This is a genomic window from Polynucleobacter duraquae, assembly GCF_000973625.1.
GTDB classification, from domain to species: domain Bacteria; phylum Pseudomonadota; class Gammaproteobacteria; order Burkholderiales; family Burkholderiaceae; genus Polynucleobacter; species Polynucleobacter duraquae.
This window is the reverse complement of record NZ_CP007501.1, coordinates 1,275,519-1,296,951: the sequence shown is the minus strand read 5'-3', so window position 1 is coordinate 1,296,951 and position 21,433 is coordinate 1,275,519. Positions and strand designations below refer to the sequence as shown.

Sequence of the window (21,433 nt, the reverse complement as noted above, 5' to 3'; positions counted from 1 at the left end):
AAAATGGGTACTGGTGCAATTACACAATATATAGATGTCGCTCAATTAGCGTTTTATCTATTTCTACTTTTTTTTGTTGGTCTAGTGATATACCTAACATTAGAAGGGAAGAGAGAGGGTTTCCCACTTGAAACCGAACGCTTTGGCAAGGTTCGACGCGAGGGTGGCATTTTAGGTATGCCAAAGACGAAAAAATATGTCACTGAATTCGGCAAAACTTATTACGCCCCCTTAGAAACTCCGCCGGATACAGAGCAGCTTTCAGCAGAGCCAATTCATCCGTGGAATGGCGCTCCTATTGCCCCAATTGGCAATCCATTATTGGCAGGAGTAGGGCCAGGCTCTTATGCACCCCGTGCTGATCATGTTGATTACGATCTAGAGGGTCACGCACGCATTCGTCCGCTGAGGAAGTTAAACGATTTTGCAATTGCAAAGCAAGACACTAATCCGATTGGCCTGAGCGTTATCGGTGCTGATGGTAATAAAGCAGGCGTTGTGAAAGACGTCTGGGTTGACCATATGGAAATGCTGATTCGTTATCTAGAGGTTGATGCAAAGGGTACGACAGTCTTATTGCCAATCAATTTCTCACGTATTGGCAAGCAAGACATTCAAGTGAAATCAATCCTTGCGGATCAGTTTGCAGCTGTGCCAAAAACAAAAAATCCAGAGGAAATTACCTTGCTGGAAGAAGATAAGATCATGGCCTACTATGGTGCCGGCACTCTGTATGCAACACCTGAACGCCAAGAGCCACTATTATGAGCCTGAACATTCCTAGTAGTCCAGAGCATGAGTTTGAGCCAGAGCTGGGACTTCCAGAAAAGTTACCTGCGGGTGAGCGTATTTTGTGGCAGGGCTCACCTGATGTAAAGGCGATGCTTCTGCGAGTGTTTCATTTCAGAGGGCTATTGATTTATTTTGGCTTGATTTTGCTCTATCAGATTGTTACAGGTGTTACTGATGGTGAAGCCTTCAGTGCGATATTTTTCTCCTCCTTGAGGATTGCGATTTTTTCAGCCATTGGCTTATCTCTTGTTGCCTTGCTTGCTTATCTCATGGCATCCACTGCGGTCTACACCATTACTAATAAGCGCGTAGTGATGCGGATTGGGATTGTGTTGAATATGACTTTCAATTTCCCCCTCAAGATGATTGAGTCGGCTGATTGCGGTGTCACTAAGCAGGGTACGGGAGATATTTCTCTGAAGTTAGGTAAAGAAACAAAAATTGCGATATTTCATTTATGGCCGCATTCAAGACCATCTCACTGGGCCAGCCCTCAGCCTACTCTCCGGTGCATTAAAAATTGTTCCGAAGTAGCCAAAATTTTGGTTGATGCTTGGGCTACCCAGAATAATGTCATTGCTCGATCAGTTCAAGCTGCTCAACGCAATCCAGCCATGATGAATACGCCTTACTCAGGGGTAGAAGCAGCATGATTTTGCGTATGAATACTATCCGCATCCAAAACTATATTGCACTATTCGTAGTCATCGTTTTGGTGGGGGTAGTTTTCGTGGTTGCCAATGTCGTTCAGTCAGGTAAGTCGGAAATTCAGGTAGATGCCAGTGTGATCGCGAAAAAAACACTGTTTTTTAGGGATCTCCCTGATGGATCGGTAGGTGTTATATCGGCTTCAAGTGGGAAAATGATTGCACAAGTCGAAGGTCAGGCTGGTTTTGTACGGGGCATTTTGCGGGCTTTGGCTCGTGAACGTCGCATTCAGCAAATTACTAGCGATGATGCATTTGAATTAATGAGTCGATCTGATGGTAGGTTGACTTTAGTAGATCTAGCAACGGGCAATCGGATTGATTTGGAATCATTTGGTCGAGATAACGCAGCGCAATTTGCTGCATTTTTAAATAGCGCGGGGCAATAATGTCTAAACAGCTGGTCAAATGTTCTGTAGATATGTCCAATACTTCAGAGTACCTATACGCCCATGTGGATCTTGACGGCATTCAAGTCGGTCCAGGAGATCAGGTGCTAGTCCATGATCCGATTACAGAAATCCCGTTTGGTGAGGTCTTGAGTTACCAAAGAACGGCAACAGTTTCTAAGGCTGGCTGGTTATCGCGTTTTTGGGTATATCTCACCGCAAGACTTGAAATTACCTTGTTATACGAAGTGAGCTTTTCCACGACTCGATTCAGTCAAGCAAAAAAATATCCAAGAGTGCGCGCAGTAGTGCACACCCAACCCCTTATTGTGACCAAAGGTATTGAAGTATGAGCGCTAATGCCCCCACCATGGAAGCGGTTCGCCCCATTAATGAATCAACCGATCGCGCGCTAGAAAGTACGATCTTAAGTCCTCGCTTCTACACCACTGATTTTGATGAGATGGATCGTTTTGATATCAGCTCAGTAAAACCTGAGTGGGATAAGCTCATGCAAGAATTTGAGTCAGATATTAATCAGACTCACTTTCAGCGTCCCGACGATATGTCTAAAGACTACTCCCACTTGCCAGAGGGCCTGTACCAAGAGTTTTTAGATTTCTTAATCAGTTCAATTACTTCAGAGTTCTCAGGTTGTGTTCTCTATTCTGAGATTAAAAAGTCGATTAAGAATCCCGACTTAAAAGACTTGTTCTCTTACATGGCTCGTGATGAGAGTAGGCATGCCGGTTTTATTAATCAATGGCTCAAAGATTTTGGTATTGGAGTTGATCTAGGATTTTTAGCTAGGACTAAAAAATATACTTTCTTTAAGCCAAAGTTTATTTTTTATGCAACTTACTTATCTGAAAAAATTGGCTACGCACGCTACATCACGATTTATCGAATTATTCAAAATAAACCTGAATTGCGCTTTCATCCTATTTTTCTCTGGTTTGAGAAATGGTGTAATGATGAATTCCGTCATGGCGAAGCCTTTGCCTTATTAATGCGCTCCACTCCGAAGTTGCTCAATGGCGGCAATCGACTGTGGATTCGTTTCTTCTTATTGGCGGTATACGCAACGATGTATGTGCGCGACCATTCCAGACCTGAGTTTCATAAAGCACTTGGGGTATCACCAACAGACTATGACCGTAAGGTATTAGAAATTACTTCTGACATTACTAAGCAGGTTTTCCCTTTCACTATCAATCTGGATGACCCTCGGATGTGGGAAGGCTTTGAAAATCTCAGAAAGATATCCGATGAAGTGGATCGCCTAAAGCAGGTTGGGGGTGTTTTATCATTTATGAAGCGAGGCGCTCTTGCAATTGCAGCAACTGCTACCTTCCTGCGCATCTACACCTTGCCAGTAGTTCCAAATGAATTACCGAGCGATATTCGCATGGCACCCGTTTGGTAATTCAATATGTATTTCTGGATAAGCCCGCTGATATTCACCATCTTTATATGGTGGTTTAGTACAGGGCTTATTCTGAAGGTGCATAGCCTTCCAAAGCGCTTTTTTAAATCTATATTTGTAGCCTCGGTTGGAGTTTTATTACTAGCCTTTTGGGGTTTATCTATCTCCAGTCAGCAGGCAACGATCGCTGGTGCTTATTGTTCATTTACTTGCGCAATCATTATTTGGGGTTGGCAAGAGCTGGCCTTTCTCTTGGGCTACATCACTGGATCACGGCGCTCAGAATGTCCTAGCGGACTAAGTCCCATGACAAGAGCTTGGTACGCATTTCAGACAATTAATTATCACGAGCTGGCATTACTCAGCTTGGGAGCGATTCTATTTTTCATTAACTTAGATTCCGTGAATCAAACCGGATTTTGGACCTTTATCATTCTATGGGGTATGCGCCAAAGCACGAAGATCAATATCTTCTTGGGCGTCCTTAATTTTAATGAATCGTTCTTGCCGCAACACTTGCAGTACTTGGTGACCTATTTCAGACGCAGGGCAATGAATTGTCTAATGCCATTTTCTATCTTAGTTTCTGTGATGATATTGATTCCGATTTGGTCTAGTGCTGGAGTGGATTCTTCTCCCTTTGATAGGGCCTCATATGCTTTGCTAGGAACCCTACTGGCTCTTGGTTTATTAGAGCATCTCTTTTTAATTCTGCCGTTTCCAAGTGAGCTGCTTTGGAAGTGGGGTTACAAAAAAAATCACTAATTTGATTCGAATATGCCTTCAACTAAAACTATTTTCTTAGCTCAACCCCGCGGTTTTTGTGCCGGAGTTGAAAGGGCTATTCTGATAGTTGAGGAGGCTCTCAGAATTTATGGTGCTCCCATATATGTTCGACATGAAATCATTCACAATGCCTATGTTGTTAAAGATTTCGAATCTCGTGGCGTAGTCTTCATTAACCAATTGGAGCATGTTCCTCAGGGCGCCATTCTGATTTTTAGTGCACATGGAGTTTCGCAGGCTGTCAGAATGGAAGCGAATAATCGTCAATTCAAGGTATTTGATGCCACCTGTCCTTTGGTTGCTAAGGTGCATGCCGAAGTAGTCCGCTTAAAAGAGCGTGGATATCAAATCATCATGATTGGACATCGTGGTCACCCAGAGGTTGAGGGTACGATGGGCCAGATAGATTCTTCAATCTATTTGATTGAGTGCGTGCAAGATGTCGCCCAGCTTCACTTTGAAGAAGATGAGCTGATAGCTTACGTCACTCAAACGACTTTATCGGTTGATGAAACGCAAGAAATCACCAATGCATTAGTGGAAAAGTTCCCCAATATTCATGCACCAAAACGCCAGGATATTTGCTATGCCACTCAGAATCGTCAGGATGCAGTCAAAGCAATGGTTCCCCAAGTCGATTTAGTGGTAGTAGTAGGTAGTCCAAACAGCTCTAACTCAAAGCGTCTTCAAGAGTTGGCTGAAAGCATGAATGTGCCCGCCTATTTAGTGGATGACCCCTCGCAACTTCAAAGGCAGTGGTTTGACGGGGTTCGTAATATTGGGGTAACAGCAGGGGCCTCCGCCCCAGAGGCATTAACAGCCCAAATCGTTGAGGCTATTGGCCTATTTTCTAGTGGAACTGTTTCACCACTCCAGGGAATTGAAGAAACGGTGAATTTTTCCCTCCCCAAAGAGCTTCTCAGGGCAGCCTAAACCCCTCTTTTTTCTCCTAAGTGCTGTTCTATAAGGGTTTTCACTTGTAAAAACAGGCGATAAAAGTGTCAAATTTAATTGACACTTTTAAATGTCAATGACAAAATCATTTACATGAATCTGCCTGATCCTAAAGCAATTTTGACGCTTTTAAAGCCTATCACTTGGTTTCCGCCAATGTGGGCTTTTGCTTGTGGATCCATCACTGGCAGTGAAAAAATTGCTGACAATTTACCCATTTTTCTTGTTGGATTAGCTCTCACTGGTCCGCTGGTTTGCGCTTCAAGCCAGGCAGTCAATGATTGGTTTGATCGACACGTCGATGCGATTAATGAACCTATGCGTCCAATACCTTCAGGTCGGATACCTGGTCGTTGGGGTTTATACATTGCGATTATTTGGTCTTTAATTTCGATCTGGGTTGGAACTTATCTAGGTCCGATTGGATTCGCAGCAACCTTATTAGCTTTAGTGCTGGCATGGCTCTACAGCATGCCGCCAATCCGCTTTAAAAATAATGGCTGGTTTGGAAATCTAGCCTGCGGGATTAGCTACGAAGGTTTGGCGTGGGTTACTGGCGCTACCTTAATCTCAGGTGGCGTAATGCCAAGCAAACCATCACTCATACTTGCCGGCCTTTACAGCGCAAGTGCTCACGGCATTATGACTCTAAACGACTTTAAGGCGATTGAGGGTGATCGGCAAATGGGAGTGCGCTCCTTACCCGTACAACTCGGAGCTAAAAGAGCAGCGCAAGTTGCAGCAGCATTCATGTTGATACCGCAGGTAGTTGTACTGTGCCTGCTCTTAGCTTGGAATAAAGAAATGTACGCCTTAGTCATTGGTCTACTGATCGTAGCCCAAGTTATTTTATTAAAAGATTTTTTAAAGCGACCTATAGAAAAAGCGCTTTTCTATAGTGGCTTTGGAGTGCCTATATTGGTCGCTGGAATGATGGTTTCTGCTTTTGCAGTGACGGGGATGGATAACTCATGAGTATCGCAATCAGTCGACCACTATTAAATCTCTCGACATTCGGGTGGCTAAGTATCGTTCGCATTGGACTTGTACAGGCTTGTATTGGCGCTATTGTGGTGATGACGACATCCACCTTGAATCGAATCATGGTGGTCGAGTTAGCCTTGCCAGCGAGTCTCCCTGGCTTTTTAGTAGCGATTCATTATTTTGTACAAGTCATTCGCCCCAGAATGGGTTTTGAGTCCGATAGTGGAGCTAAGAAAACACCTTGGATATTGGGCGGAATTACTTTATTAGCTATTGGTGGGTTTGGTGCTGCTATCGCGACAACGTTAATGGGAGTGCATCTTCTCTTAGGCATTGCCTCAGCCATTGTTGCTTTCTTCTTTATTGGTGTTGGTGTCAGTATGAGTGGTACATCTTTGCTGGCACTGCTAGCGAAGGGTGTCAGTGATGAGCGCAGGGCAGCTGCCGCTACGACTGTATGGCTCATGATGATTTTTGGTTTTGCAATGACAAGCGGGATTGCCGGAAAATTTTTAGATCCCTATGAGCCACAAAAAGTGATCTTGATATCCGGAATCATCTCTCTGTCGGCTATGACACTTTCTTTTGCAGCTCTATTCAAGTTAGAGAGTCATGACCTGCAAAACAGTAGAACTCATGCAGATAAAAAAGTCCCATTTAAAAAAGCTCTGAGCGATATCTTGGCTGATCCGGATACCAAAAGATTTACGATTTTTATCTTTTTGTCGATGCTGGCATTTAGTGCTCAAGATTTAATTCTAGAGCCATTTGCAGGAATGATTTTTAAATACACATTGGGCGAGACAACCAGCCTATCAGGCATTCAGCATGCTGGTGTCTTGACCGGAATGTTATTGGTTGCCATATGTGGATCGAGCAGCTTGCGCAAATATTTTGGCTCACTACGCTCATGGATGATTTATGGCTGTCTTGCATCCGCATTAGCGATGTTTGGATTAGTTCTAGCTGGCTTATTAGAAGGTGATTGGCCATTAAAGCCGAACGTATTTTTGCTGGGCTTAGCAAATGGCGCATTCTCAATTGCGGCGATTGCCTCCATGATGAGGCTAGCGGTGGTGGGCGGAGCAGGCAAAGAGGGTGTACGAATTGGGCTTTGGGGCGGTGCGCAAGCCATTGCCTTTGGCATGGGTGGACTTATTGGGGCAGGGGCTAGTGATTTAGCCAGATCCATTTTTAACAATCCTGCTTATGCATACTCCAGCGTCTTTTTTATCGAAGCATTGTTGTTTGTCGTTTCAGCATATATGGCCTCTCTAGTTGAGAGAAAAAATAGCACTACGAGTCAAGCGAGGTAAAGCGAATGGGAACAGAATTTATTTATGATGCGGTTGTGATTGGTGGCGGTCCAGCAGGAGCTACTGCAGCCCAAACACTGGCTAAAAAAGGTAAGCAAGTTTTATTGCTGGATAAGCGAGGCAGGGTGAAGCCCTGCGGTGGCGCCATTCCTCCGCGCTTGATTAAAGACTTTGAGATTCCGGATGAGCTATTGGTTGCCAAGGCAAAATCAGCGCGCATGGTTTCACCGGTCGGAAAAACGGTTGATATTCCGATTGAGAATGGTTTTGTTGGGATGGTTGATCGAGCTCAATTTGATGAATGGTTACGCGTGCGCGCGGTTGCTGCTGGAGCAACTCGAGAAGATGGCCTGTTTGAAACTCTGACACGTGAGGGTCCACTCGCCAGAATTCACTATCGAACAAGAGGTGCTCGTGATGGCGATTCAGGTGCTATCAAAAGCGTTCTTACCAGAGCGGTAATTGGTGCTGATGGCGCCAAATCTCAAGTTGGAAGAAGTGCTGGTGTTCAGGGATGTGCAGAAGCCAATTACGTCTTTGCGTATCACGAAATCATTAAAACTCCGCCAAACACGCCACATCATTTTGATTCTACGCGTTGTGATGTTGTGTATCAAAAACCGATTTCACCTGATTTTTACGGTTGGGTATTTCCTCACGGCGATACGATCAGTATTGGCACTGGCAGTGCTGATAAAGGCTTCTCCTTAAGAAATGCAGTAGCTAAGTTGCGCGCAGATGTTGGTCTTGAGGGTGCAGAGCTCATCAGGCATGAGGGCGCACCTTTGCCAATGAAGCCCCTGAAAAAATGGGATGATGGACAGCAAGTGGTACTAGCTGGTGATGCAGCCGGTGTTGTTGCTCCAGCCTCGGGCGAGGGAATTTATTACGCCATGCTAGGTGGTCAATTGGCTGGTGAGGCTGTGTATGAATTTGTAGAGAGCAATGATCCTGCAAAGTTACAGTTAGCCAGAAAGCGCTTTATGAAAGAACATCGTATGACTTTCTGGGTATTGGGAATCATGCAGTATTTCTGGTACTCAACTGACAAGCGACGCGAGAGTTTTGTCAAGATGTGCGAAGACAAAGATGTTCAGAAGCTGACCTTCGAGTCTTATATGAATAAAAAACTAGTGCGCAAAAAACCTTTAGCTCATATCAAGATCTTCTTCAAAGATATGGGGCATTTATTGGGTCTAGCTAAGGCATGATGATTTTCATCAAACACAAGTACCTGTTAATGATCGCCGCATGGATGATCATTACTTCTGTCGCCGGTGGCTTAGCGACAGAAATCGGGCCTTGGTATTTCTCCTTGAAACAGCCAGATTGGAAACCACCAGATTGGGCCTTCGGTTTAATCTGGACAATTATTTTCATACTATCGGCAGCGGCCTGGATGATTGCTTTTAACAATCGTCCAACAAGGTCTCAGAAAATTTCTTTGGTTAGCCTATTTGTCCTCAATAGCGTCTTAAATATTCTCTGGAGCATCTTTTACTTTCGCTTGCACCACCCGGATTGGTCTCTGATAGAGGCGGGCTTTCTGTGGCTTTCAGTCTTAGGAATTATGGTGGTCATGTGGCCTATTCGTAAATTGGCTGCTTTTTTAATGTTGCCCTATTTGATTTGGGTCACGATCGCGATGTGTTTGAACTGGGAGACCCTGGTTCTCAATCCAGGGGCTTATTAAACAATGGCTAGCATGAAACTACTGAACCTTGGTGTAAATCACCATACTGCCCCGATAGATATTCGGGAAAGTGTTGCTGTAGCTCCTGAGATTTTGCAAGACTCATTAATTGACTTGCGTAAGTACTTGCGGGGCGGAAATTCAAGTAGTAGTCCTGAGGTGGCAATTCTATCGACTTGTAATCGAATGGAAATATACTGCGCCGCAAATGATGTCGAGTATGCAGATAATGATTTTGAAAAAAGAGCTTTTGATTGGTTAGCGGCGCAAAATAATGTTCAAGGTAATGAGCTGCGTCCCTATATTTACTCTGCAACATCAGCAGATGCTGTCAAGCATGCCTTTAGGGTGGGTAGTGGACTAGATTCTATGGTGCTCGGAGAGACCCAAATTCTCGGACAAATGAAGAAGGCAATTGACTGCGCTAATCAAGTAGGAACTGTTGGCGCATATTTGAAGCCATTATTTGATAAAACTTTCTCAGTTGCCAAGGTGGTTCGTGGCAGCACTCAAATTGGCGCTCATTCAGTATCGATGGCTGGCGCCTCGATCAAATTAGTTCAGCGTATTTTTGGCGATATCAATGGATGCAATGTGCTGTTTATTGGCGCAGGAGAAATGATCGGCCTTTGCGCAAGTCATTTCGCCGGTAAGAAGCCAAAAAAGATTTCGATCTCTAATCGTACGGTAGATAGGGGTAGCGACTTGATCAAAGCCTTTAATGATCAAAATTTAGTCACTGAAGTATTTCCCTTGCACGAGTTAGCCCAGCATCTGCACGAATATGACGTCGTCGTATCTTGTACTGCGAGTTCATTGCCGATTATTGGTCTAGGAATGGTAAAAACTGCCCTCAAGGCGAGACAGTTTCGACCAATGGTCTTAATTGATCTGGCGGTTCCAAGAGACTTTGAGTCTGAGATTAAGAGTGTGAAGGATGCCTACTTATATTCAATCGATGACCTTGGCGAGATTGTGAGTGCGGGCAAAGCAAATCGCACAGAGTCTGTTCACGAGGCAGAGAAGATTATCGAAAAAGGTGTGATTGAGTTCTATCAGACCTTGGAAAAACGCGCAGTGGTACCCATCATCAAATCCATTCAGGATGTGGGTGAGCGGTATCAAAAAATTGAGCTGGAAAAAGCAGGTAGAAGAATTGCAAAAGGAGAGGATCCGATGATTGTTCTTTCTCAAATGGCTAGCGCACTAGCCAACAAATTTATGCACGCTCCAATTTGCGCGCTCCAGAATTCTAGCCATGAAAATCTTGAAGATTTTAAGAAGATTATTTCGACAATCTATACGTCAAAGTAAATTACCATGTTAAAAGTCACTAATCTTCTCGAGACGATTACTAGCCCTGCTGACTTGAGGGCTTATGAATCTAATCAGCTCCCTCAAATAGCCCAAGAATTACGCAGCTTTATTCTCAACTCAGTCTCTAGTACTGGGGGACATTTATCCTCCAATCTAGGAACTGTAGAGCTGGCTATTGCCCTACATTACGTATTTGATACCCCCCATGACCGAATGATTTGGGACGTAGGCCATCAAAGTTATGCTCATAAAGTACTGACGGGGCGACGTGAGGGAATGTCCACTCTGCGTCAATATGGCGGCATTTCAGGATTTCCAAAGCGAAGCGAAAGTGAATACGACGCTTTTGGTACCGCACATTCTTCAACAAGTATTTCGGCTGCTTTAGGGATGGCAGTAGCAGCAAAGACTAAAAATGAAAAACGCAGCGTAGTTGCCATAATTGGTGATGGCGCTATGAGTGCTGGCATGGCATTCGAAGCCATGAATAATGCTGGCGTAAATAAAAAGGTGCCTTTGATAGTGATACTCAATGACAACGAGATGTCGATTTCACCGGCAGTTGGTGCGCTCAATCGCTATTTAGTCAAACTCATATCGGGCTCGATGTATGCCGCGACCAAACGAGGTATCGATAAGGTCTTATCTGTTGCTCCGCCAATACGCGAGTTCGCAAAAAGGCTTGAGGGTCATGCGAAGGGAATGGTTGGCCCAGCTACGATTTTTGAAGAGTTTGGATTCGATTACTATGGCCCGATTGATGGACATAATTTAGATGTATTAATTCCTACTCTAGAAAACATCAAACACCTTGCTCAAACTGAGGGTCCCCAGTTTCTGCACATTATTACGAAAAAAGGTAAGGGCTATTCTCGGGCAGAAGAGGATCCCATTCTTTATCACGGTCCAGGTAAATTTGATGCGAGCATCGGAATTCAAGCCGGCAAAGCCAGCAAGAAAACCTTTACCCAAGTATTTGGTGAATGGTTGTGCGACATGGGGGTTGCGGATGAGCGACTAATTGCGATTACGCCAGCCATGCGTGAGGGCTCCGGATTAAACGAGTTTGAAGCTCGCTTCCCAGATCGCTACTATGACGTTGGAATTGCAGAGCAGCATGCCGTTACCTTTGCCGCTGGAATTGCCTGTGAGGGCTTAAAGCCAGTGGTTGCGATTTACTCTACCTTTTTACAACGTGGCTACGATCAGCTGATTCACGATGTCACCTTGCAGAATCTCCCGATTGTTTTCGCGATTGATCGTGCTGGTATCGTGGGTGCGGATGGGGCAACGCATGCTGGTGCATTTGACATTGCCTTCTTACGTTGCCTGCCTAATTTGGTATTGATGACCCCATCGAATGAGCAAGAATGCCGCGCTATGTTGAGCACTGCTTTTAGATATGATGGCCCGGCAGCTGTCCGCTACCCGCGCGGTTCTGGTGTAGGAACCCCACTTGAGTCTTCATTAGATACGCTGCCGATTGGTAAGGGCCGAATAGTGCGCGCCATAAATAATGAAGCACCACCAAAGAAAAAAATTGCTTTTATCTGCTTTGGGCCCATTTTATATAGTGCATTAGCTGTAGCGGAAGAAATCAATGCGACTGTAGTAGATATGCGCTTTGTTAAGCCACTCGATGAAGAGTTGCTATTGACTATTGCCCGCTCTCACGACGGGCTTGTATTGATTGAAGATAGCGCAATTCAGGGTGGTGCTGGAAGTGCTTGCCTTGAGGTGCTATCTAACAAAAATATACAAATTGAGACTCTCCAACTTGGATTGCCGGATGAGTATGTAGAGCATGGCGATGTCAATTTACTCTTAGATCATTACGGACTCTCTGCTCAGAAGATACAGCAGAGTGTTGTTTCACGATTTGGATAAAGCATTGGTAGGGCAGGATTTAATTCAAGACCTTCCATATCGGGACTTATGTACTGATTGTGGTGTGTCACGTACATCAGCTCCCAAGCGCTGCGCTACTGCTTGCCAATTTATTCAGCCGGATTATCCAAAATACGAACTATCAGTTCATGGTAGAGAGCGTAAGCTAGAAAACTCGGATGAAGTATTTTTTGGAGCCTATCTTCACATGTTTAGGGCTCGATTAATCAATCCATTGCCTGGTGCGCAATGGACAGGAATTATCAGCAGATTATGTGAAGTGCTACTTGAGAAAGGGGAGGTAGACGCTGTTATTACCATGCGCTCTGATCCCGATGATCGCTGGAAGCCTAGCCCAATGATCGTTACTAAAGCAGAGGATATGGCCGAGTGCCGGGGAATGAAGATGGGTTATGCACCCATTATTCAGTATCTTGAGCAAGCAAGAGAGCTAGGATATAAAAAAGTAGCGATGGTGGGAATACCTTGCCAAGTCTATGCTGCAAGAGCATTAGAAAAAGAGCTTGGATTTGAGAAGTTACTCATCATTGGATCTCCTTGCTCAGACAACACCACAACCGAAAATTTTCATCAGTTTTTAGGCTTGCTGAGTCCCAATCCCGAAGATATAACGTATTTAGAATTTAGAGCCGATTACCATGTTGAATTGAGATTTAAAAATGGTGAAGTGCAAGAGATCCCCTTTTTAAAGTTACCTCTCAGCACTTTGCCCGCAGATTTTTTCCCAACGACTTGTAAAACCTGCGTTGATTACGTCAACTCCCTATCGGATATCACGGTGGGGTATATGGCAGGGACAGGGGAGCAATGGATTATTATTCGCAACCCAAAAGGTCAAGAGCTTGTAAACCTCCTTTCTAAGGAGTTATCGCTTGAGCCGGTGAGTTCCGCCGGTAATCGTTTAGGCCCCGTTAAAGGCTTTATGAAAAATGTGGAGCTTGCTGCAGGTGGCTTGCCATTGCAGCGAATGCCCAACTTCATGCGCAGTATTTTTGCCTGGGTAATGCCGAGATTTGGGCCTCGCGGGCTAGAGTTTGCTAAAGCGAGGGTAGAGATGAAGGCAATCGAATCGGTGATTCATTTACGCAGTATTGCACCGCACAAAATAAAAAATATGGTGCCTAAAGCCACCTGGGTTTTGCTTGAAAAATATGAAATACGGCCTTCTAATGATGAAATAAAGGGGTCTAGGGAAAGTACTTAAGATAATTCATTTGAGTATCTTCAAAAATGAGCCTATAAAGTAAACATTCCCATTTATAGGCTCTTAGGCAGTCATAGCGATCTCAAGTAGTGATTTGAGACTGTGATCTGATCAGGTGATGTTCATGAATTTATCCAGACTACAGAGCATCGCTGAATCTAAAAAGAGATCTAGCCAAGACGACTCCAAACTTAATCAAAATTCCCCCGCAAACAAGCCCAATAGTATTTGGGAGGATTGTCTGGTTGCAAATGAACCTTTTAAGGAAACATTTAAGGGAAACGAGACTCCGCATCCATTAGAAAAAGCCTGTACGGAAGAGGAATATCTTCAGTCGCTAGTTAAGACGATTGAAAATAATATATTGCCTTTAATCGTTGAGAGGCATCTCGAAACATCGATTTCCTCAGTTTTAAAGGCTTCTCCAGTCGACCTCATTACGCAACAATCGATTACTGAGTTAACGCAATTGGTATTGCAAGAGGATGCGAGAACCTCTGTTAAGTACGTTAAAGAAATTCATGCCTCTGGCGTCAGTCTCGAAAATATTTATCTGCTCTTATTGACCCCTGTTGCCAGAAAACTAGGTGAAATGTGGGATGAGGATCAGTCAAGCTTTACCGATGTCACGATTGCACTGTGGCGTATTAAGCAGCTTATGTATGACTTAAGCCCTATCTTTCAGCAGTATGCAGAGCAAAATAAAACTGGGTCTAGCATCATGCTCGTTCCTTTGCCAGGCTCACAACATAACTTAGGCCTATTTATGGTTTCTGAGTTCTTCGCTAAAGCTGGCTGGAGAATCTGGGGTGAGTTGGCTGCTACACAAGAGGATATTGTTTCCATGGCGCAGACAGAGTGGTTTGACGTCATTGGCCTATCCGCAAGCCTTCGAGAGCAGTTCCCACAATTAAAAGACTTGATTCAAGAGATCAAACTCAAATCAAAAAACCCGCGTGTTGGTGTGATTGTTGGTAGCCCTGTTTTCAATCAATATCCTGAGTTAGTAGATGAATTGGGTGCTGATATGGTTGGATTTGATGCAGCAGATGCCTTAGAAAAGGCAACTTACTATGTTGAGCGTTTGCGCTAACTGTAATTTAGTGTAGATAAATTTTTCCGATATCGATGACTCAAGTCCACATAGTATGAAAATTTACGAATGGATTACAGCAGCCGAAAAAGGAATTTTGATTCTCATTGCATTCTTTACTATTTTTAGTGTCGGCATAGAGATGTATAACGTTCTTCTCAATGGAAAAATTACCTTAACTGATCTGTTGCTCATGTTCATTTATGCCGAGGTGCTAGGCATGGTGGCAGCCTTTTACAAGTACAACAAGATCCCAATTACCATCCCCATCTTTATTGCTATTACAGCACTTTGTAGGCTGATTATTTTGCAGGGTAAGGGAATTAGTACGATTGACTTGATATATGAGAGTGGGGCGGTATTGTTGTTAGCTCTCTCAGCGATCATCATCAAAAAAGCTATGAGCACTTCGGATTCAGAGGCATAAAACCCCTTAATTGATGATGACTAGAAGCCTTGATCAGCTCCGCTCAGGCCTCAAAACTCTTTAACAAAAATGAAGCGCCGCCATCTTGTCCCAGCGCCTTAACCAGAATGGGTAAGCTTTCAGATAGCTGCTTTTCTAGAGTCCATGGCGGATTAAGGATGAACATCCCACTAGCCTGCAGACGAGGCTCTTTGGGAGCATTCTCAACCCGAAGCTCAACTTGTAACCAAGAGCGTTTATGGGCTGCCGCAATCTTTTTCATGTGATCCGGTAGGGAAGCGGATTCTCTTCTAGAGAGGCAGGGGTACCAAATCGCGTAGCAACCGGTAACAAAGCGATGCAAAGCCTCTTCGATCGCAGTTTCGAGATAGCGATAGTCCTGCTTATCTTCATAAGATGGGTCAATCAATACTAGGCCACGCCTACTAGGTGGCGGCATTAAGCCTTTCAGTCTTGCAAAGCTATCTTCTGCATAAATGTCGACTTGCTTTGATTGCTTAAGCTGGCTGATATTGTGGCGCAAGATATCAATCTCTTTGGGATGTAACTCAAAGAGCTTGAGACGATCTTGTGTTCTCAGTAAATGCGCCAAGATAAATGGAGAGCCAGGATAGACGTTAATCTCATTAGCAGCATTCTCAGAACGAATGCATTCAAGGTAGTTGGCGATGCCTGGACTTACGGCATTACTCTCTGCAAATTGAGCCAAGCGATAAATGCCTTGATCAGCCTCTTTGCTGACGGTGGCAAAGCCATCAATCAGACTATAGATGCCAGCACCAGCATGCGTATCGACAATAGTCAAAGCGCCAGGCTTTTCTTGTAGATATTCAACTAAATGAATCATCACCAAATGCTTCAGAATATCGGCATGACTGCCCGCATGAAAAGCATGACGATAACTAAACATCTTTATATGGCCTTGGGTTTTTGCGCTTTAATAAATAAAGCTAAGGTAATGCTAATTAATGCTACGCACGCGTATTGCAAAGACTGATTGAGTTCTGAGTCTAGGGTTTGGGTAAGGAGAACATAGATAGTTGCCAGTCCGCCGAGCGCAAGTAAGCGAGGCCCGATCTGATTGGTTGCCATCTGCTTTTCTGGAATGAGCCCAGCCAATATCGCTCCCAGCATGCCAGACCACACTCCAATAGCGCAGCCCGCCAACACATCAGTAAGCCAATGGGCGCCAAGCGCATTACGAGAGATGCCGGAAAAACCTGCAATGATAAAGATCCACCACAAAGAGGCTCTTTTGTCTCGATCGATAGCAAAGTAAATTCCGGAAATCACAGCAAAAGCAGTCAGCGTATGGCCAGAGGGCATCGCTTTATGCAATAGAGGCTCGCCGATACGATAAAAATCTTCTAAAGCCAATACTCCAGCAGGCCGCGGAAGATCTAATAGAGGCTTGATGATTTGACTGATGGCGCCGCCAATCAAAGATGCTATCAGTCCTGCGCTCAGTAATCTAGGCGATAGAAGCAAAAGGGGAAAGCACAATGCAAAGATACCCCAGCCATTGCCAATAAAAGTAAGCCAGGTCCAGAAGGTATCTGGCAATAACTGGGTATAACGATTTATAAATAGAAACGTTGGAGTTTGTAATTCACCAAAGTAAATGACGATTGTTAGACTCAGCGGCAGAAGAGGAGCGCACCAAACCCAAATTGATGCAATCGCTAAAGCCGATTTGCGCTGCTCAGTCATGCGACTTAATGTGCCCGCTCTTGATCGGCTTCATTTAATTGGTGTGACATCTTTTCTAGTACCTGAGCAACCGTAATGGCCTGCATGCAGACATTGTCATGGCATGGTGTTTTACGATGATTGGCAGCACTTACGCAAGGTGAACATGCCAGATTGGCAGTAATGGCAATCGATTTACCAATAGAGCCATACAGTGCTGGCGTTTCTGGTCCGAAGAGAACGACTGTCCGCAATGGAGTCACGGCGGAGAAGTGGCCAGGCCCAGAATCGTTAGTTACCATCACATCAGACAGGGTGTAAAGCGGTGGTAATTCTGCAAAGCTCACTTGGCCTGCAAAGTTCAGAGCATTTTTAACATTAGCAACTGCGCGAACCTTTTCAACATAGGCAAATTCAGCTGGGGAGCCAGTAATCAGAATGAGATCATTTGGGTAACGTTGATTTAATCCCTGAATCAGTTCAGAAAAACGCTGTTGAGCCCAACGCCTTTGTGGCAATAGATCGCTAGCATTGGGGTTGACCAAAATGAGGCGTTGCTCACCTTGCTTAAATGAAATGCCAAAAGTCGCGCTCAGTTTCTCAATGCGCTCACGAACTTTACTTAATACTGCTGGATCAATTACTGCCTGTTCTAGACGAACTTCTGAATCTGCAATCTGTATTTTGCTAAACGGCACTTCAATCTCTTTAGCAAATGCCGCATGAATCAGAGAGAGAAAATTCTTCGTAATGTGAATATGCGGGTTGTAATGGACTTTGCGTGTCAGCATAAAGCCGCGCCATAAACCTTCACCATGAAAGATGTGATAGCCCACACGACGACGTGCGCCACATAAGCCGGTCAGTAGAGCGGTAAAGCGAGAAAACAACTCCAAATCAATTACGGTGTCGATACGGTGCTTGCGAGCGACTAGCAAAAATTTAAGCGTGTCTTTAATTAAGCCGCCTAAGCTTGAAGAGTCAATTGTGAAAATATTCTCAGGCTTCACCGTGTTTAACAAAGTTAGGCTGGCACGATTGCTTTTAAAGATCAGGAAAAATAATTCAGCGCCACGAGCTTGTGCATTGCGCATGGCAGGATCAACCAAGATTGCGCTGCCCATTTCAGATAGTTCAATAAAAAGTAATTTGCGGGGTGCCTCTGGACTGCGAGCAAAGATATTCTTCACGCCATCCATTAGAGCAACGACAGGGCTTGCTAATGCGCAAAGTGGTACGCCGACCCAGTGGTCAATTGCACGCATGGTGTTGACGCTAATACTCATAGTGGGGCTCTAAATGAATTATTTCCGTTTTAATAAAAAGTAAGCGCCTGGCAATACCGATAAGACGGTGATGGCGCCATAACTAATGGATGCTAATACTGTCATGGAGGGGCTAACGCCCCACAATGCCAGTACAGAAGAGAGTGTAGCTTCACGCAAGCCCCAGCCGGAGATGCTGATTGGCAGCATTAATAATAGACTTAATGCAGGCAAGCCAATCATGAGGGCTTCAATCGGCGCATCGACTCCATAGGCCTTAAGACAGAAGAGTAGCGTCAAAATAGTCAGGGAGTGAATGCCAATCGCAAATGCGGCTTGAGCTATATTCATGGGCCAAGAAAAGGCGAGCTTGATACCAGGCAGGGCGTGATTCATTTGTACGCGCTCTAGTAATTTTTGCAATAAATTGCAGCTAGGGCCCCATGCCAAAATAGCAGCGAGCAATAAACCTGCTGCCACCATAATCCCAGTGACTGCATATCCGAGATCAGTACCCCAAGCGGCTAAGGTCGCACCACCCAAAATGAGGCCAAGTCCACCTAGCAAATTATTTCCAGCCAAGCCAAGCAAGCGATCTACCAACACCATGGAAAAGCTCAGGCGAAGTTTAGGAGTAGAGTGCTCTAGGTCAACAGAGTGATGTAGCTCTTCATCGAGCTTCTTCGCCTCAGTCAAACTGCCGCTACTATTTAAATGAGTAGCAGTAATGGCGCGATAGCTATCGCCACCTAAGGTACTTGGCAATCCCTGATTAATGAGTCCACCGGCAAAGTAGAGCGCAACAAAACTAATCAGACTGCCTTGAAAGCCAACCTTACGCATCAAAAATCCCCAGCGCAGTCCACCACAAATAAACGCTGAGATCATGGTTAATCCTGCTGCTAAAAACCACCAGGGCTGCATCTGAATATCAGAATCTAATATGGCGTGCCAATCAATACCGCTAGTAGCTTTCCAGAGAAGGGCGATCGATAACAAAATACGAATCGTGGGCCATGCCCGCTTCAGGATTACTTTCCACCCAGATGTGGCTTTGGGGGTGGCTTGGGGTTGTGAACTCATAGGCATAAGGATAATGCCTACGGCTCCTAAGGTCTTGAATTTGGGGAATTAACGCGCTGCGCCAGCACCCTGCCAGTTTCGGCAAAGGCTGTACTCAAATTTGGATAAGAACCGCCCAAATCGAATAATTTCTAGGCTATCCAAGGGCTCACAGACTTCAAAGGCCAGATTTCCGCCCACGGGTGACCTGAAAGTCATTCCCGACCAGTTAATGAGTAAGACGTTTGCGCCAGCGGGTAATTGCCCAAACCACAGGTCAAACTGATCCTGTCTTTGGTCCAGCACAAAGACTGGAAGAGGTTGAGCATACCAAGCAGCACGACTACCTAAAGTCCAGTTTTGTACTGCAATCCCATTGGCCTTGTTGGCTTGCGCTAATTGAGCTGCTTTCTGACCAGCAAGCTTCCAGCCATAGAGATCAGCAATGGGGTTGGATTTCACTGCCGAGCCAGTAAAGCCTCCAGCCAAAACAAAACCAAAACCGAGCAAGCAAATCAATAACTGCCCAATAAGCAATATTCGAATTACCAAGCGGTGCTGCATGGCCCATGCTTTAGCTAGACCGATGCCGGCAAATGGCGCAAGACAAAACCAGGCAGGCGTAGTCCAGTGGGGCAGGCTACCTCCACCAGACAGCGTAGCAAAGATCACAAAGGGAATTGCGAAGAAACTCAATAGAGCAATCAGAATCAGCTTTTGCGAGTGGAGGCAATGCCTTAAAAAAGTATAAGTACCCAAAAGCAACAGGAGCCCAAAGCAGGCGATCTGAATACCTACAAAGGCGCCGACTCTTCGCCACGCCCAAGCACCACCACTACCATGGGCAATTTGATATTTGAATGAGATCCAATCATTGATCCAGTTCCAATAGAGCACTGGGCTAATCACGATCAAGGCAATTGCGACTGCTAGCCAAAAGCCGACTTTAGTAATCCAAACTTTTTTGGGCGAAGCTAACAATACGAAGAGCAAAGCAAATGCAGTAAACGCAGCGGTGTACTTGCTTAGACCTGCCAAGCCTAGTAATAAGCCGGTAATGATCCAGTCCGCAATGGTGAACTGATCTTTGCGAGTCCAACGTAATGCCATCAACATCAAGCCAAGGCTTAATGGCGCAAGCAGGGTGTCAGGTAAAAGACCAATTGCTAAGACGTGGGGCAACGGCGCTGCAATGATCGCTAATACTGCCATCAATCCACACAGGTTTGCGGAAGGAAGGGAGGTAGTTAAGTAACCCGCATTACGCACTTGTATCAAGCGATGAATTTCTACTGTCACTCGATACACTAAGAGAGCGGAGAGCACCCAGAGTAATTCCGGAATCAAGCGAATGATTCCCTCAGATGAAGTCAGGCTCACTAGCGGCCATTGGATCCAGCCCACCAGTGGCGGGTGATCAAAATAACTCCAGGCAAGATGCTTTGCATATAGAGCGTAGTGCGCTTCATCGACAGAAAACTCAATCGAGAAACCCAGGGCAAGATGGACCAGTGCAGCAATGCAGATGCTGATGACAGCCCAGCTCGAGGGTGATTGATGGCGCATGTAATGATTTTAGACTTAAGCAAGCCATTCTTTGGGACAATAAAGCAGATGCCTATAAAACCCCCTTTTCGATCCCTGCTGCTTTTGACCACGATTGTCATCTCCTTAGCTGGTTGTGCGGGTTTGACTGGAAACTCGATTGAGAATGAGGCGGGGCAGCCATTCAATGCGGATCAATTGCCAGCTCAAGAGGATTTACCCAAGTTCTCTGCGGAGAAGCCACGCGCTGGCATGCCAGATGGTTGGCATTTCTATCGCATTGCACCCTATAAAAAGAATACGCTTTATCGCCTTGAGAATTATCAAGGTCGCACAGTGCTTGCTGCTAATTCCAAAACCTCAGCATCTGGCCTTGCAGTAAAACTTCGACCGCGCTCGGCTCAGAACTTATGGCTGCAATGGGAGTGGAAGGCGGTAGGTGCAATACCGCAGGCAGACAATGCAGATAGTCAGCATGATGATGCACCACTACGTATCTTGGTAGCCTTTGATGGCAACAAATCTAAACTGCCCCTCAAAGAAAAGCTCACCTTTGAGATGGCTAGTCTAATTAGTGGCCAAGAAATGCCTTACGCCACAGTGATGTACATCTGGTCGGGTAAGAATTCAGTCAATACCGTCCTGAACAACGCTCATACTTCTCGTGTGAAGATGATTGTGGTGGACTCTGGTTGGGATGGTTTGGGAGAGTGGCGTAAGCACGAACGGGATTTAGCCGCGGACTACAAGTCGGCTTATGGAGAGACACCAGGTAATGTCATTGGCATTGCACTACTGACGGATACAGACAATACAAAATCAGAGACTCGAGCCCTCTACGGCGATATCGAGTTACTGCGTAAGAATTCCAAATAG

At 45.1% G+C, this 21,433-nt stretch carries 22 protein-coding genes; 17 read left to right on the top strand and 5 right to left on the bottom strand.

Annotated features, from left to right (window positions below; translation table 11 throughout):
• The first annotated feature begins 3 nt into the window (after nt 1-3).
• The 16 genes from puhA (at nt 4) to CL55_RS06700 (ending at nt 14,996) form a co-directional block, all read left to right on the top strand.
• Nucleotides 4-768, top strand: coding sequence for a photosynthetic reaction center subunit H (gene puhA, locus CL55_RS06775; protein ID WP_046330401.1), 765 nt, complete (start codon nt 4-6; stop codon nt 766-768).
• A complete protein-coding gene (gene puhB, locus CL55_RS06770; RefSeq protein WP_046330400.1) occupies nt 765-1,445 on the top strand; it encodes a photosynthetic complex putative assembly protein PuhB in 681 nt (226 codons plus the stop codon). Before puhA ends, puhB begins: the two co-directional genes overlap by 4 nt.
• An 8-nt stretch (nt 1,446-1,453) precedes the next feature.
• Nucleotides 1,454-1,888, top strand: coding sequence for a photosynthetic complex assembly protein PuhC (puhC, locus tag CL55_RS06765; RefSeq protein ID WP_052728850.1), 435 nt, complete (start codon nt 1,454-1,456; stop codon nt 1,886-1,888).
• Nucleotides 1,888-2,241 (top strand): hypothetical protein, encoded by a 354-nt coding sequence (locus tag CL55_RS06760; protein ID WP_066024298.1) that lies wholly within the window; start codon nt 1,888-1,890, stop codon nt 2,239-2,241. Before puhC ends, CL55_RS06760 begins: the two co-directional genes overlap by 1 nt.
• Complete coding sequence (gene acsF / locus CL55_RS06755) at nt 2,238-3,314, top strand: magnesium-protoporphyrin IX monomethyl ester (oxidative) cyclase (protein WP_205621264.1); 1,077 nt, start codon at nt 2,238-2,240, stop codon at nt 3,312-3,314. The genes CL55_RS06760 and acsF overlap by 4 nt, the downstream gene beginning before the upstream one ends.
• Nucleotides 3,315-3,320: 6 nt before the next feature.
• Complete coding sequence (puhE, locus tag CL55_RS06750) at nt 3,321-4,079, top strand: putative photosynthetic complex assembly protein PuhE (protein WP_082091908.1); 759 nt, start codon at nt 3,321-3,323, stop codon at nt 4,077-4,079.
• 12 nt (nt 4,080-4,091) lie between these two features.
• Nucleotides 4,092-5,033, top strand: coding sequence for a 4-hydroxy-3-methylbut-2-enyl diphosphate reductase (gene ispH, locus CL55_RS06745; protein ID WP_046330398.1), 942 nt, complete (start codon nt 4,092-4,094; stop codon nt 5,031-5,033).
• Between the two features lie 114 nt (nt 5,034-5,147).
• Nucleotides 5,148-6,029 carry a chlorophyll synthase ChlG gene (chlG, locus tag CL55_RS06740; protein ID WP_046331232.1) on the top strand — a complete coding sequence of 294 codons (882 nt, stop codon included), beginning with the start codon at nt 5,148-5,150 and terminating at the stop codon, nt 6,027-6,029.
• Nucleotides 6,026-7,354 (top strand): BCD family MFS transporter, encoded by a 1,329-nt coding sequence (locus CL55_RS06735; protein ID WP_046330397.1) that lies wholly within the window; start codon nt 6,026-6,028, stop codon nt 7,352-7,354. The genes chlG and CL55_RS06735 overlap by 4 nt, the downstream gene beginning before the upstream one ends.
• Nucleotides 7,355-7,359: 5 nt before the next feature.
• Nucleotides 7,360-8,565, top strand: a complete 1,206-nt coding sequence (locus CL55_RS06730; RefSeq protein ID WP_046330396.1) for a geranylgeranyl diphosphate reductase — start codon at nt 7,360-7,362, stop codon at nt 8,563-8,565.
• Nucleotides 8,562-9,047, top strand: a complete 486-nt coding sequence (locus CL55_RS06725; RefSeq protein WP_052728792.1) for a TspO/MBR family protein — start codon at nt 8,562-8,564, stop codon at nt 9,045-9,047. Before CL55_RS06730 ends, CL55_RS06725 begins: the two co-directional genes overlap by 4 nt.
• A 12-nt stretch (nt 9,048-9,059) precedes the next feature.
• Nucleotides 9,060-10,361: a glutamyl-tRNA reductase gene (gene hemA / locus CL55_RS06720; RefSeq protein WP_046331230.1), complete on the top strand. Its 1,302-nt coding sequence runs from the start codon at nt 9,060-9,062 to the stop codon at nt 10,359-10,361.
• A 6-nt stretch (nt 10,362-10,367) separates the two neighbouring features.
• A complete protein-coding gene (gene dxs / locus CL55_RS06715) occupies nt 10,368-12,251 on the top strand; it encodes a 1-deoxy-D-xylulose-5-phosphate synthase (RefSeq protein ID WP_046330395.1) in 1,884 nt (627 codons plus the stop codon).
• Nucleotides 12,229-13,476 (top strand): Coenzyme F420 hydrogenase/dehydrogenase, beta subunit C-terminal domain, encoded by a 1,248-nt coding sequence (locus CL55_RS06710; RefSeq protein ID WP_237150477.1) that lies wholly within the window; start codon nt 12,229-12,231, stop codon nt 13,474-13,476. The genes dxs and CL55_RS06710 overlap by 23 nt, the downstream gene beginning before the upstream one ends.
• A 124-nt stretch (nt 13,477-13,600) precedes the next feature.
• The gene (locus CL55_RS10475; protein ID WP_170217001.1) at nt 13,601-14,569 is read left to right on the top strand and encodes a cobalamin B12-binding domain-containing protein; all 969 of its coding nucleotides are present in this window, start codon (nt 13,601-13,603) and stop codon (nt 14,567-14,569) included.
• Between the two features lie 55 nt (nt 14,570-14,624).
• On the top strand, nt 14,625-14,996 hold the full coding sequence (locus CL55_RS06700) for a phosphate-starvation-inducible protein PsiE (RefSeq protein ID WP_046330394.1): 372 nt from the start codon (nt 14,625-14,627) through the stop codon (nt 14,994-14,996).
• A 43-nt stretch (nt 14,997-15,039) separates the two neighbouring features.
• Here the strand turns inward: CL55_RS06700 and CL55_RS06695 are convergent, their stop codons facing one another.
• Genes CL55_RS06695 through CL55_RS06675 form a run of 5 tightly spaced genes read right to left on the bottom strand, consistent with a single transcriptional unit; the run spans nt 15,040 to nt 20,578 of the window.
• Nucleotides 15,040-15,906 (bottom strand): 23S rRNA (adenine(2030)-N(6))-methyltransferase RlmJ, encoded by an 867-nt coding sequence (locus CL55_RS06695; RefSeq protein ID WP_046330393.1) that lies wholly within the window; start codon nt 15,904-15,906, stop codon nt 15,040-15,042.
• A 2-nt stretch (nt 15,907-15,908) separates the two neighbouring features.
• Complete coding sequence (locus CL55_RS06690) at nt 15,909-16,706, bottom strand: phosphatase PAP2 family protein (protein WP_046330392.1); 798 nt, start codon at nt 16,704-16,706, stop codon at nt 15,909-15,911.
• A gap of 5 nt (nt 16,707-16,711) precedes the next feature.
• Nucleotides 16,712-17,971, bottom strand: a complete 1,260-nt coding sequence (locus CL55_RS06685; RefSeq protein WP_052728790.1) for a glycosyltransferase family 9 protein — start codon at nt 17,969-17,971, stop codon at nt 16,712-16,714.
• 18 nt (nt 17,972-17,989) lie between these two features.
• The gene (locus tag CL55_RS06680) at nt 17,990-19,033 is read right to left on the bottom strand and encodes a lysylphosphatidylglycerol synthase transmembrane domain-containing protein (RefSeq protein WP_046330391.1); all 1,044 of its coding nucleotides are present in this window, start codon (nt 19,031-19,033) and stop codon (nt 17,990-17,992) included.
• Between the two features lie 48 nt (nt 19,034-19,081).
• Complete coding sequence (locus CL55_RS06675; protein WP_046330390.1) at nt 19,082-20,578, bottom strand: glycosyltransferase family 39 protein; 1,497 nt, start codon at nt 20,576-20,578, stop codon at nt 19,082-19,084.
• A gap of 48 nt (nt 20,579-20,626) precedes the next feature.
• Here CL55_RS06675 and CL55_RS06670 point away from each other — a divergent pair, with 48 nt between their 5' ends.
• Entirely contained in the window at nt 20,627-21,433 is an 807-nt protein-coding gene (locus tag CL55_RS06670) for a DUF3047 domain-containing protein (protein WP_046331226.1), read from the top strand.